Source organism: Frigoribacterium sp. CFBP 8766 (genome assembly GCF_014841435.1).
Classification (GTDB): Bacteria; Actinomycetota; Actinomycetes; order Actinomycetales; family Microbacteriaceae; genus Frigoribacterium.
The window spans coordinates 13,873-26,539 of sequence record NZ_JACYTX010000004.1 but is presented as its reverse complement, the minus strand read 5'-3'; the positions used below and the strand labels follow the sequence as shown (position 1 = coordinate 26,539).

Annotated in this window: 11 protein-coding genes and 1 pseudogene; 8 read left to right on the top strand and 4 right to left on the bottom strand. The window is 70.9% G+C overall.

Annotation, left to right across the window (positions count from 1 at the left end; all coding sequences use genetic code 11):
• Positions 1 to 24: 24 nt before the first annotated feature.
• Both IFT90_RS12880 and IFT90_RS12875 read left to right on the top strand, forming a co-directional pair.
• Positions 25 to 378 (top strand): helix-turn-helix transcriptional regulator, encoded by a 354-nt coding sequence (locus IFT90_RS12880; protein ID WP_192042631.1) that lies wholly within the window; start codon positions 25 to 27, stop codon positions 376 to 378.
• Positions 375 to 1,055 carry a cation diffusion facilitator family transporter gene (locus IFT90_RS12875; protein ID WP_192042630.1) on the top strand — a complete coding sequence of 227 codons (681 nt, stop codon included), beginning with the start codon at positions 375 to 377 and terminating at the stop codon, positions 1,053 to 1,055. The genes IFT90_RS12880 and IFT90_RS12875 overlap by 4 nt, the downstream gene beginning before the upstream one ends.
• Before the next feature lie 57 nt (positions 1,056 to 1,112).
• Here IFT90_RS12875 and IFT90_RS12870 read toward each other — a convergent pair whose 3' ends face one another.
• The 3 genes from IFT90_RS12870 to IFT90_RS12860 all read right to left on the bottom strand — a co-directional run bounded on the left by IFT90_RS12870 (position 1,113) and on the right by IFT90_RS12860 (position 4,502).
• A complete protein-coding gene (locus IFT90_RS12870; RefSeq protein WP_192042629.1) occupies positions 1,113 to 2,213 on the bottom strand; it encodes a VanZ family protein in 1,101 nt (366 codons plus the stop codon).
• Between the two features lie 187 nt (positions 2,214 to 2,400).
• Positions 2,401 to 3,402, bottom strand: a complete 1,002-nt coding sequence (locus IFT90_RS12865; RefSeq protein ID WP_192042628.1) for an NAD-dependent epimerase/dehydratase family protein — start codon at positions 3,400 to 3,402, stop codon at positions 2,401 to 2,403.
• Positions 3,403 to 3,479: 77 nt separating this feature from the next.
• Positions 3,480 to 4,502: a LacI family DNA-binding transcriptional regulator gene (locus IFT90_RS12860; protein ID WP_192042627.1), complete on the bottom strand. Its 1,023-nt coding sequence runs from the start codon at positions 4,500 to 4,502 to the stop codon at positions 3,480 to 3,482.
• A gap of 163 nt (positions 4,503 to 4,665) precedes the next feature.
• Here IFT90_RS12860 and IFT90_RS12855 point away from each other — a divergent pair, with 163 nt between their 5' ends.
• From IFT90_RS12855 to IFT90_RS12830, 6 genes and pseudogenes are all read left to right on the top strand, one after another.
• Complete coding sequence (locus tag IFT90_RS12855; RefSeq protein WP_192042626.1) at positions 4,666 to 5,922, top strand: extracellular solute-binding protein; 1,257 nt, start codon at positions 4,666 to 4,668, stop codon at positions 5,920 to 5,922.
• A gap of 12 nt (positions 5,923 to 5,934) precedes the next feature.
• Entirely contained in the window at positions 5,935 to 6,918 is a 984-nt protein-coding gene (locus IFT90_RS12850; RefSeq protein ID WP_371812311.1) for a carbohydrate ABC transporter permease, read from the top strand.
• 116 nt (positions 6,919 to 7,034) lie between these two features.
• The gene (locus IFT90_RS12845) at positions 7,035 to 7,796 is read left to right on the top strand and encodes a carbohydrate ABC transporter permease (RefSeq protein ID WP_192042741.1); all 762 of its coding nucleotides are present in this window, start codon (positions 7,035 to 7,037) and stop codon (positions 7,794 to 7,796) included.
• Positions 7,797 to 7,855: 59 nt separating this feature from the next.
• Positions 7,856 to 9,823 carry a beta-L-arabinofuranosidase domain-containing protein gene (locus tag IFT90_RS12840; protein WP_192042625.1) on the top strand — a complete coding sequence of 656 codons (1,968 nt, stop codon included), beginning with the start codon at positions 7,856 to 7,858 and terminating at the stop codon, positions 9,821 to 9,823.
• A gap of 151 nt (positions 9,824 to 9,974) precedes the next feature.
• Positions 9,975 to 11,702: a CBM35 domain-containing protein gene (locus tag IFT90_RS12835; RefSeq protein ID WP_244638394.1), complete on the top strand. Its 1,728-nt coding sequence runs from the start codon at positions 9,975 to 9,977 to the stop codon at positions 11,700 to 11,702.
• A gap of 59 nt (positions 11,703 to 11,761) precedes the next feature.
• A pseudogene (locus IFT90_RS12830) lies at positions 11,762 to 12,004 on the top strand (VOC family protein); the annotation flags it as partial.
• Positions 12,005 to 12,034: 30 nt separating this feature from the next.
• Here the strand turns inward: IFT90_RS12830 and IFT90_RS12825 are convergent.
• Positions 12,035 to 12,613: a TetR/AcrR family transcriptional regulator gene (locus IFT90_RS12825; protein ID WP_192042624.1), complete on the bottom strand. Its 579-nt coding sequence runs from the start codon at positions 12,611 to 12,613 to the stop codon at positions 12,035 to 12,037.
• Positions 12,614 to 12,667: the final 54 nt, after the last annotated feature.

The window sequence follows — 12,667 nt, the reverse complement described above, 5'->3', positions numbered from 1 at the left end:
CAGCCGCTGCTGTATGGTCAGCACATGCTGACCATCCCGTCGCGCGTCGACGTCATGAACCGCCTGGGGCGCGCCATGGCCGATCCCTCCCGGTCCCGCATCCTGCTGCACCTGCTCGAGCAGCCCGGCTATCCCGGCGCCCTGGCCGAGCAGCTCGGCCTCACGCGCTCGAACGTGTCGAACCACCTCTCCTGCCTGCGGGGCTGCGGCATCGTCGTCGCCGTGCCCGAGGGGCGCTCGACGAGGTACGAGATCGCCGACGCCCACCTCACGCGAGCGCTGACCGCCCTGGTCGACGTCGTCCTCGCCGTCGACGACGGCGAGCCCTGCACCGACGACGCCTGCGACGTCCCGTTCTGCTGCGGGACCGGCGCATGACCGCGACGGCCGCGCCGCGCCTCCTCGGGTCGGCCCGTCGGCTCGTGCTGCAGCGCCGGATCCGGATCATCGTCGCCGTCACGATCACGTACAACGTGATCGAGGCGATCGTCGCGATCGCCGCCGGCACCGTCGCCTCCTCGACGGCGCTGATCGGGTTCGGCCTGGACTCGATCGTGGAGGTGCTGTCGGCCGCCGCGATCGCGTGGCAGTTCGCGGCCCCCGACCCCGAGAAGCGGGAACGGGTCGCGCTGCGCGTCGTCGCCGTGTCGTTCTTCGGCCTGGCCGCCTACGTGTCCGTCGACGCGGTGCTCGCCCTCACCGGGATCCGCGAGCCCGACCACTCCCCCTTGGGCATCGTGCTCGCCGCGGTGAGCCTGGCGATCATGCCGTTCCTCAGCCTCGTCGAGCGCCGCACCGGCACCGAGCTGGGCTCGGCGTCGGCCGTGGCGGACTCGAAGCAGACGCTGATCTGCTCGTACCTGTCGGCGGCCGTCCTCGTCGGCCTCGTGCTCAACCTCGCGTTCGGCTGGATCTGGGCCGACCCCGTGGCCGGCCTCGTCATCGTCGTGTTCGCCGTGCGCGAGGGGCTCCAGGCCTGGCGCGGCGACTCCTGCAAGACGCCCGTGTCAGCCCTCACGGGCGAGCGCCAGGTCGAGGCCTGCGACTGCTGCTGACCCGCGCCGTCCAGCCTCGTCGTCCCGACGGCACGACGTCCGTGTCGCGACGACGGCTCATGCACCGCGCTGTGCCGCAGACCCTTCCCGTGCAGTCCGGTCGTCCTCGACGTCCACCCGCAGGACTGCGAGAGCCAGGCCGCGCCTCCCTCGGGTCGACCACACCGCGATGACGGACGCGATCGCCAGCAGGGAGGCGACGAAGGCCAACAGCGGGACGTCGAGGGCGAGAAGGGTCGTCCACCCGCCGGAGCCGAGCGCCCAGCGCAGCAGGCGCCCGCCCGCCCCGGGACGAGGTGCCGGCCGGAGGCGGACGACGTGCTCCCCGAGGGTGCGCCCGGAGGCCAGGACGATGACCAGCTGCACCGCCGGTGCCACGAGCGCGCCGGTCGTGACGAGCGTCGCCAGCAGCGGGTCGTCGTCGTCGCGGTCGGCGAGGGCCCAGGCGAGCGTCGTGCCGACGCTGAGCACGCCGGAGAGGAGCCAGATGGCCAGGACGTCGGAGAGCATGCCGGAGAACCGGCGGGCGGCGGTCACGGGCCGGGGCCGGTCGGCGTCGACGGGGTCGCCCGAGCCGGCCAGCAGCCCGACCAGCGGTGCCAGCAGGGTGCCGACAACGGCGCCGGCGGTGTTCGCCATCAGGTCGTCGACGTCGAACAGCCGGTACGCGCAGGGGTAGAGGAACCAGTCGCCGGTGAGCTGCGTCAGCTCGATGAGCAGCGAGACGACGAACCCGGTGCCGAGGCCGACCAGGAGGCCGCCGAGGAGCCGCCTCCGGGCGACGGCATGCCGGGCGAGGGCTCCGAGCGGGACGAACAGCAGCACGTTGAAGAGGACCTGCGCGACGGCCGGGTTCGTCAGCAGCGAGCGCGGCCCGGAGATGCCGCCCTCCTTGACGATGTCGCCGACGAACGCGAACGGGGTCAGCTGCGCCGGGGCGGGGGCGGCGCACATGGTCGCGACGTCGGCAGGCAGGGGAAGCAGCGTGTAGGTGACGAGCGCGAGGGCGTAGACCAAGGTGCCGAAGGCGACGAGGCTGCGTCGGACGCCGAGCTGCCCGTGCCGGCGGTACTCGGCCGCCGTCCACGGCACCAGGGCGCCGATCGCCAGCACAGAGCCGATCCCGAACGCGAACACTCCCGGCAGCACGTTTCCCATGCCCAGAAAGTACCGGGCTCGAGACCGTCGGCACATGGCCCCAGGGGAGGGTCCGAGTCGTCCCCCGGTACCGGGACGCGGTCCCCCGGGAGGACGACCCGGGGTCGTGTCACATCACGTTCCGAGCGTCACGTCCGACCATGACTCGACGTGATGCTCGGAACACGAGGGGACATCGCCGTCTCGGTCAGGCCCCGAAGGCGCGGGCGCCGGCGAGGAGGCGCTCGAACGCCGTCTCCGTCGCCGGGTCGACCTCGCGACGGGAGGCCTCGGCGTCGTACCACTCGACGATCTCCCGAGCACCCGTGGCCCACGACGTCGTCGCCTGCCAGCCGGGCACGAACGCCTTGACCTTCGCGTTGTCGAAGACGACGGAGTGCGCCTTGTCGCCCAGGAGCCCCGGGCCCCACTCGGGCTCGACGACGGCCACGCTCTCGCTCGCCACGTGCACCAGCGCCGGCTCGTCGACGCCCGCCGCGGCCGCGAGGGTCGTGTAGATCTGGTCCCACGGCAGTGCCTCGTCCGAGGTGATGTGGAAGACGTCGCCGACGGCGGCCGGCAGGCCGAGCAGCCCGACGAAGGCCCGGGCGAAGTCGGCGTGGTGGGTGAGTGTCCAGAGGGAGGTCCCGTCGCCGGGGACGACCACCTCGAGGCCGCGCCGCATCCGGTCGACGACGGTCCAGCCGCCGGTGACCGGGATCGTGGTGCGGTCGTAGGTGTGCGAGGGGCGGACGATCGTGACCGGGAAGCCGCTCTCCCGGTAGGCGCCGACGAGGAGGTCCTCGCAGGCGATCTTGTCGCGCGAGTACTGCCAGAACGGGTTGCGGAGCGGCGAGGACTCGCGGATCGGCAGGGCGGCGACGGGCTTCTGGTACGCCGACGCCGAGCTGATGAAGACGTACTGGCCGGCCCGACCGGTGAAGAGGTCGATGTCGGCCTGGACCTGGTCGGGGGTGAACGCGACGAAGTCGACGACGACGTCGAACGACCGGTCGCCGAGGGCCCGGCGGATCGACGCCGGGTCGGACACGTCCCCCGTCAGCACCTCGACCCCAGGAGGTGTGGGCCGGGTCGACGACGCCCCGCGGTTGAGGACGGTGAGGTCGTGGCCGAGCTCGACGGCTCGGGCCGCGGCCGCCGAGCTGATGATGCCGGTGCCGCCGATGAACAGGACTGTCAACGCTGACATGAGGGGGTCTTCTTTCTTCGAGGAGGACCGCCCCAGTCTGCGCGTTCCGCCGCGGGCTCGGACGACGGGCCAGGCGCCTAGGCGGAACCCCGGACGACGAGCTTCACGGCGCCGGCCACGATGCCCGGGGAGGGCGCTCCGCCGATGGCGTCGACGAGGTGCTGTGCGGCGGCGCGTCCGAGCTGCTCGAGCGACATGTCCACGCTCGTGAGCGGTGGTCGCGAGTCGCGGACGAGCAGGTCCCAGTTGTCGAAGCCGACCACGGAGATGTCGTCGGGGACGCCGACCCCCTCGTCCCGGAGCGTGTCGATGACGCCACGGGCGATGTGGTCGCTGCCGCCGATGATGGCGTCCACCGACTCGCTGCCCCGGACCAGGAGGCGGGCGCAGTCACGCCCCCATCCCTCGCCCCACTGCCCGAAGAGGGAGGTCCCGCCGACCAGTTCGAGCCCTGCCGCCGTCAGGGCCTGCTGGACGCCGGTCGCACGATCGCGCGCCGCGGCGTAGGACGCCTCTCCGTTGACCAGGGCGATGCGCGTCCGCCCCTTCTCGATCAGGTGCTCGGCGGCCAGGCGTCCGGCCTGGACGTTGTCGGGGGTGAAGGAGGCGTCGGCCGGGTCGCTGGAGGGGGCGTAGACGTAGACGACGGGGACGTCCGCGAGCAACGGGACCGGCGGGCGCGGGTTCGTCGTGCGCCCCACGATGAGCAGCCCGTCGACCCGACGCGTCAGCAGCGTCTGCAGGTGCAGCTGCTCGCGGAGCGCGTCGTCCCGGGCGTCGGCCAGGAGCACCGACAACGAGCCCGAGCCGAAGGCGTCCTCGGCGCCGAGCAGGACGGGCAGCACGAAACGGTTGTCGAGGTCGCTCGTGACCATCCCGATCGTGCCGGTCCTGGCCGAGTTCAGCGCCTGCGCGAAGAAGTTGGGCGTGAAGGAGAGCGCCGCGGCAGCCTCCTGCACCTTGACGCGGGTCGACTCCCGCACCTGGGCCCGGCCGTTCAGGGCCTTGGAGGCCGTGGCGACCGAGACCCCGGCGGCCCTGGCCACGTCGGCCAGCGTGACGGGCGTCGTCGCCGCCTTGCCGCCTCCTGCATTGGTCATGTACCGAAAATAGTTCACAAACTCATTGACGGGCAACCATTGCCCGTGTAACTTCACTCCCGAAACCAGTTTCGGTCTCATTGCTCTCGACGATGAGCGCCCTGTGCTGCACCTGCCGGGCCCTCCGACGGAGCATCCGCGGCAGTTCAGAGAGGAACCTCCTGTGATCTCCTTCATCCGCAGCAAGCGCACCGCCGTGGCCGTCGTCGGCCTCGCCGCCGCGTCCCTGGCGCTCACCGGCTGCGCCGGCGGCGCGGGCGGCGGCTCGTCCGACGCCGCCTCGGGCACCTACACGTTCTGGGACCCGTACCCCCAGTTCGACGACTCGAGCGACTGGGCGAAGCTCGTCGAGAAGTGCGGCACCGACGCCGGCGTCACCGTCGAGCGCACCGGGTACGACACCTCCGACCTGACCAGCAAGGCGCTGCTCGCCGGCCAGCAGGGCAACTCCCCCGACCTGCTGCTCGTCGACAACCCGGTCGTCTCGACCCTGGCCGAGGCGGGCCTGCTCACGGACACCGACGAGACCGGGGCCGACACCTCCGACATCGAGGCGAACATCCTGGCCGCGGGCCAGCTCGACGGGAAGACCTACGGCGTCCCCATCGGCGCGAACACCCTCGCGCTCTACTACAACAAGGCCGTCCTGGACGCGGCAGGCGTCGACCCCGCGTCGGTCACCGACTGGGACAGCCTCACCTCCGCCCTCGAGGCGGTCTCTGCCTCCGGCGGCAAGGGCATCACCTTCTCCGGCATCGGCACCGAGGAGGGCAGCTTCCAGTTCCTGCCCTGGTACTGGGGCTCAGGTGCCGACCTCACCGAGCTCGACTCCGACGACGCCGTCTCCGCCCTGGCCCTGTGGACCGACTGGGTCGAGAAGGGCTACGCCCCCAACTCGGTGATCAACAACACGCAGACGACGAGCTGGCAGGAGTTCCTGACCGGCGAGTACGCCTTCGGCGAGAACGGCACCTGGCAGCTCGCCGGCGTCAAGGAGTCGGGCATCGACTACGGCATCATCTCGATCCCCGCCAAGGACGGCGGCGCGGCCCCTGCGCCCACCGGCGGCGAGTTCCTGACCGTCCCGGTGCAGAGCGACGACGCCCGCTACGAGGCCAGCGAGAAGATCCAGTCGTGCCTGACGAGCACCGAGAACCTCGTCGCGACCGACACGACGCTGTCCTACGTCGCCCCGACGAAGGACGCCCAGGCAGAGCAGGTCGCCGCCGACCCCGACCTCGAGCCGTGGGTCACCGCGGTCGCCGATGCCAAGGGCCGCACCAGCGACGACCTCGGCACCGACTACCCGAAGATCTCGGAGCAGCTCTGGAAGGCCGTCCAGAACAGCCTCAGCGGGTCGTCCGCCCCTGAGGCCGCCCTGCAGGAGGCGCAGCAGGCCGCCGCGTCCGCCACGAAGTAGCCGAGGCGCACCGTGAGCACCGACACGATCGAACGTCGCGAGGCACCGTCAGAGGGGAGGCCGGCCCTGCACCAGGCCGGCCTCCCCGGGGGCGTGGCCCGCCGTCGGCGCCGACCCGGCGCCTCCCAGCTCACCGCCTGGGCGTTCCTCGCCCCGGTCGTCGCCTACCTCGCCGTCTTCTACGTCTGGCCGCTCGTCCGCAACGTCGACCTCTCGACGCACGACTACTCGGTCCGGTCGTTCATCGACGGCACCGCTCCCTTCATCGGGCTCGAGAACTTCGCGGACGTCTTCTCCAGCCCGACCTTCGGGCCGGCGCTGGTGAACACCCTGCTGTTCACGGGCATCTCCATCGCGTTCCAGTTCACGATCGGCATGGCCCTCGCGGTGTTCTTCTTCCAGAAGTTCCCGCTGTCGTCGACGCTCCGGGCCCTGTTCCTCGTGCCGTGGCTGCTCCCGCTGATCGTCAGCGCCTCGACCTGGTCGTGGATGCTCAACAGCGAGAGCGGCGTCGTCAACTCCGTCATCCGCACCCTCGGCGGCGAGCAGATCAACTGGCTCACGTCCCCGCAGTGGGCGCTGACCAGCGTGATCATCGCCAACATCTGGATCGGCATCCCGTTCAACTTGGTGATCCTCTACAGCGGGCTGCAGAACATCTCCGGAGACCTCTACGAGGCAGCGGCGCTCGACGGCGCGAACGCCTGGCAGGTCTTCTGGCGCATCACGTTCCCGCTGCTGCGCCCGGTCTCGGCGATCACGATCCTGCTCGGCCTCGTCTACACGCTGAAGGTCTTCGACATCATCTGGATCATGACGCGGGGCGGGCCCGGCGACGCCTCGACCACGTTCGCCATCTGGTCGTACCAGCTCGGCTTCGGCTCGACCCTCCCCTCCTTCGGACCCGCTGCCGCGGTCGGCAACCTGCTGATCGTCATGGCGCTCGTCTGCGGGTTCGTCTACCTGCGCGTGCAGAGGAAGCAAGACCAGTCGTGAGCGCCACCATCAGGCCCGCCGCCGCCCCGACGTCGGCCGCCCGCCGCGCCTCCTCGAGTCGTGCCGGCCGCCGCAGCCTCGCCACCACGGTGTTCGGGGTCGCGCTCACCGCGATCATGCTGTTCCCGATCTACTGGATGATCAACGTCTCCCTGACCCCGACCGCCCAGATGCGGCAGAGCCCGCCGTCGTGGTTCCCCTCGTCACCCACGCTCGACGGCTACCGGGCCGTCGTGAGCGAGCAGCTGCCCTTCCTCGGCACGAGCCTGCTGGTCGGCCTCGGCACGGTCGTCGTCACTATCGCCCTGGCCGCGCCGGCCGCGTACTCGCTGGCCAAGCTGCGACCCGTCGGAGGAGGCGCGCTGAGCTTCGTGATGATCGTCGCGCAGATGATCCCCCAGGTGATCATGGCCATGGGCTTCTACGCGATCTACCTCAACCTCGGCATCCTGAACCACTGGTGGGGCCTCGTCATCGCCGACTCGACCCTGGCTGTGCCCTTCGGCGTGCTGATCTTCACCGCGTTCATGCGGGGCATCCCCGACGAGCTGATGAGCGCCGCGAAGCTCGACGGTGCCGGCGCCTGGCGCACCTTCCGGTCGGTGGTGCTGCCGGTGAGCCGCAACTCCGCCGTGACCGTAGGGCTGTTCGCGTTCCTCTGGGCGTGGTCCGACTTCGTGTTCTCGTCGACCCTCAACAGCGGCGGCGACGCCCAGACCATCACCCTCGGCATCTACCGGTACATCGGCAACAACAACCAGGAGTGGAACTCGATCATGGCGACCGCCGTCGTCGCGTCGATCCCCGCCACGGTGCTGCTCGTCGTCGCCCAGCGCTACGTCGCCGCCGGCGTCACGGCCGGCGCCGTCAAGGACTGACCCGCGCGTCGACCTCGGCACCACCTCCTCCTGCTTCCCCTCTCTTCTTGGAGCACATCGTGACCACCACCTCTCCGCGCACCAGCGCCTCCCGCACCGACCTCGGCGACAGCCGCCCCTTCTCCGGCCCGGTCGATCCGTCCCGTTCCGTCCTCACGCCGCTCGACGCGACCGAGATCCGGTTCACCGACGGCTTCTGGGCCGAGAAGCAGGCCCTGAACGCCGACGTCGTGCTGAGGCACTGCGAGGACTGGATGGAGCGCATCGGCTGGACGGCCAACTTCGACCGCGCTGCCGCCGGCCTCGACGACCCGGGCACCCCCTGGGAGCACTCCGGCATCGAGTTCGTCGACTCCGAGGTCTACAAGCTCCTCGAGGGCATGGCCTGGGAGCTCGGCCGCGAGCACGACCCCGCCCTGCAGGCCCGCTACGACTCCCTCGTCGACCGCGTCGCCGCGGCCCAGGAGGCCGACGGCTACCTGCACACGAGCTTCGGCCGTGCCTGGCAGCGACCGAGGTGGAGCGACCTCGAGTGGGGCCACGAGCTGTACTCGATGGGCCACCTGCTGCAGGCCGTCGTCGCTGCCGAGCGCACCGCCTCCTCGCCCCGTCTGGTCGAGGTCGGTCGCCGTCTCGCCGAGCACCTCTGGACGGTCTTCGGCCCCGGGGGGCGCGTCGCGATCTGCGGGCACCCCGAGATCGAGGTCGCGCTCGCCGAGCTCGGCCGCGCCGTGGACGAGCCCCGTTGGATCGAGCTCGCCCGCCTCTTCGTCGACCGGCGAGGGCACGGGCTGCTCGGCCAGATCGAGTACGGCTCCGAGTACTTCCAGGACGACCTGCCGGTGCGCGACGCCGACGTGCTGCGCGGACACGCCGTCCGTGCCCTCTACCTCGCTGCGGGAGCCCTCGACGTCGCCGTCGAGACGCGCGACGACGAGCTCGCCGCTGCCGTCCGACGACAGTGGGAGGCGACGGTCGCCCATCGCACGTACGTCACGGGCGGCATGGGCTCCCACCACCAGGACGAGGCCTTCGGCGCCGACGACGAGCTGCCGCCGGACCGCGCGTACTCCGAGACCTGCGCGGGCATCGCCTCGACGATGCTCTCGTGGCGGCTGCTGCTCGTGGAGGGCGATCCCCGGTACGCCGACCTGATCGAGCGCACCCTGCTCAACGTCGTGCTCGCCTCGCCTCGCGAGGACGGTCGCGCGTTCTTCTACACGAACACGCTCCACCAGAGGACGCTCGGCACCGAGCCCGACGAGGACGAGCTGAACGCCCGCGCCCTGTCCAGCCTGCGCGCGCCGTGGTTCGAGGTGTCGTGCTGCCCCACGAACGTGGCCCGCACCCTGGCCAGCGTCGAGCAGTACTTCGCGACCCGCACCTCCGACGGGGTGCAGCTGCACCAGTACGGCAGCTACGACGTCGACACCGTGCTCGACGACGGCACGCCGCTGGCGCTGTCGGTCGCGAGCGGATACCCCCTCGACGGGCGCGTCGAGGTGACGTGGCGCGGCGACGTCGACCGCGAGGTGGAGCTCACGCTCCGTGTCCCCTCGTGGGCCGACGGCTCGCCGGTCACGGTGGCCCTGCCGGACGGGGAGGTCCGGCAGGCGCAGGGCTCGACGGTCGTCGTCCGCCGCCCCTTCTCGGCGGGCGACGTCGTCGTGCTCGAGCTGCCCACCACGGCCGAGTGGGTCGCCCCGGACCCGCGCATCGACGCCGTCCGTGGTCAGGTCGCCGTCCAGCGCGGACCGCTCGTGCTGGCGCTCGAGTCGGTCGACCTGCCCTCCGGCAGCGTCAACGACGTGCTCGTGGACACCTCCGTCGACCCGGTCACGACGTCGACCGGCGCACGGGTCGAGCTGTCCCGCAGCCAGACGCCCGACAGCGGCTGGCCCTACGGCCGTGTCGAGGCCACCGCCCTGTGCCTCGGCAGCGTCCCGCTCGTGCCGTACGCCTCGTGGGGCAACCGCGGCCCGTCGACGATGCGCGTGTGGCTCCCCACGGACGACCTCGAGGCATGACGACCTCACGCGTATCGGTCGGGGCTACCCTACCGAAACCTCTTCAGGCCGGGTACTTGCTTAAAATGCAGCTGAGTGTCAGGGTTGCTGAAAGCGGTTTCGGATACTGCCGTCCCCCACGGCGCCGCTCGTCCACGCAAAGGAGCACAGGATGAGAAGAACGATGAAGAAGTCGACGGGGGCCGTCCTCGGCCTCGGCCTGAGCGCGGCGGTCGTCGCCGCGCTCCTCACCCCGGGGGCCGCGGCGAACGCCGCCGGGAACACCCTCGTCGTCGACGCGGCGAACAGCATCCGGCCCGTCACCCACGTCGGGGCGGGCGGCCTGTACGCCGTCGCGAGCGACACCGACCCTGCCCCGGGCCTCCTGACGCCGCTCAGGCTGAAGCAGCACACCCAGCCCGCACCCGGAGTCCAGCAGCTGGGCAACGGCGCGACGGTGCCCTCGGGCGACATCCTCAAGACGGCTCCGGCGTTCACCCGCGACGGTGCCCAGGCCTACGCGCGGATGCCCGACGTGTACCCGAACTTCCCCTACCGCTGGATCAGCTGGGCCGACTGGACCCAGAAGATCGACACGATGGTGAAGGCTCGCGTCGACGCCCGGTCGACCACGAACATCAACGGCTGGGAGCTGTGGAACGAACCCGACGGCACCTGGGACACCGCCAAGGCCGGCCCGTTCCTCGACGGCTGGACCCGCACCTACCGTCAAGTGAAGTCGCAGGACACGACCACCCCGATCGTCGGCCCGAGCTACAGCCGCTACTACCCCGACCTGATGCGCGACTTCATGGCAAGGGCCAAGGCCGACGGCACCCTCCCCGACGTCGTCGTCTGGCACGAGCTCGACGACGGTGGCTGGAACGACGTCGACGAGCACGTCGCCGACTACCGCTCGATCGAGCGCAGCCTCGGCATCAGCCCGAGACCTATCTCGATCAACGAGTACGGCTCCCCGAATCAGGTCGACACGCCCAGCGTCTCCGCCCACTTCATCGCCCAGTTCGAGCGCACCGGCATCAAGGACGCCGAGCGCGCCTACTGGTACGAGTCCGGCACCGTCGGCGGGCTCGTCTGGAACGACCGCCCGACCGGGTCGTACTGGCTGTACAAGTGGTACGGCGAGATGGCCGGGAACATGGTCGGCGTCACGCCCTCGGGCGACCTCGACGGCTTCGCGTCGTACGACTCGACCCGGAAGATCGTGAACGTCGCCCTCGGCGGGACTTTCGGCGACAACGCCGTCCAGGTCAAGGGCCTGGCGAGCTTCGGCTCCCAGGTCAGGGTGACGGTGAACTACACGCCGCGCTCGGGACGCATGACGAACGTGGCGGCTCCGACGCAGGTGTCCAGCACGACCGCGACGGTCGTGAACGGGGCCGTCACCGTGCCGATCACGAACCAGGACCACCTCGGCGCCTACCAGGTCGTCGTCACTCCCGCCTCGGGCCCGGTCACGAGCTACCAGCAGACGTACGAGGCCGAGAACGCCACCGTCGTCAACGCGTCGATCCTGCCGTCGGCATCGGCGTCGAACGGCAGCTACGTCGGACGCGTCGACGGCCTCGGAGACGGTCGGTCGAACTCGTTCGTCGACTTCGTGGTCGAGGTCCCGACGGCCGGCAGCTACTCACTGACGACCCGCTACGCGAACGGCGGCACGACGACGTCGACCCAGGGCCTCGCCTACAACGGGAGCGGCTTCTCGACCGTGTCGTACGCCCCGACCGGGGGCTGGGGCCAGTTCGCGACGTCAGCGGCCACGCCGATCACGCTGAAGGCAGGCTTCAACGTGATCCGACTCGCGAAGGGATCCCCGAACTTCGCAGGGGGCACCGGCTTCGCCGAGCTCGACTCGATCACGGTGACGCCCCGATAGGCGGCGGGACGCGGCCGGGCTCCTGACGGGGCCCGGCCCGTCAGTCGCGGGCGCGGCACCTCGAGCTCTTCGAGTACCTCCACCCGGAGGCGATCGAGACGGAGCCGACGCTCCCTCACGAGATCGGCACGCACCGTGTCGCGTTCTCCGTGGACGACATCGAGGAGGCGCTCGAGACCGCCGCGCGCCACGGCTGCCACCCGCTCCGGGGCGTCGCGACCTACGAGGACGCCTACGCGCTCACCTACCTGCGCGGCCCGAGCGGGATCCTCGTGATGCTCGCCCAGGACCTCACGAAGTGACGCCGGTGACCCCGCGGCCTCGGCGGCACGTCAGCCGAGCGACGTCGCTGCGAGACGCAGTGCGTGCAGCGCGGCGAGCGAGTGGGGAGCGAGACCGGCCTCGTCCGACCTGTCCCCGTCGGACCAGCTCGCGTAGCCCTGCTTGAAGGCGAGCACGCCCATCTCGCTGGCCAGCTGGGCGGTCATCTCCGGGACTCCGCGCGACTGGAGGGCGGACGTCATCGCCGCCGCCATCCCGACGCTCTTCAGGGCGTCGCGCTCCTGGAGCTCGTTGCTGGCGCTGATCGCCGCCCGGATGCGAGGTCCGAGGTCACGGTTGCGCGGACCCATCTCGGACGAGGCGCGCTCGAGCCCTGCCGCGACCGCCTCGAGGGGCGACGACCCGGCCGGGGCAGAGGCGATCCCCTCGGCCAGGAGCGCGCTGAGGGTCTCCTGCCCCGCGACGAGGAGCTCGCGCTTGTCGGGGAAGTGCCGGAAGAAGGTGCTCTTGGTGACGCCGGCCCGCTCGCTGATCTGGGTGACGGTGGTGTCGTCGTAGCCCTGGTCGACGAAGAGGTCGACGGCAGCGATGACGAGACGCTCGCGTGCTCCCGGTTCCCATCTGGCCATGGAGCAATGGTAACTGGATGGGACAATTGTCCCATCGCAGTGCTACGGTGACGG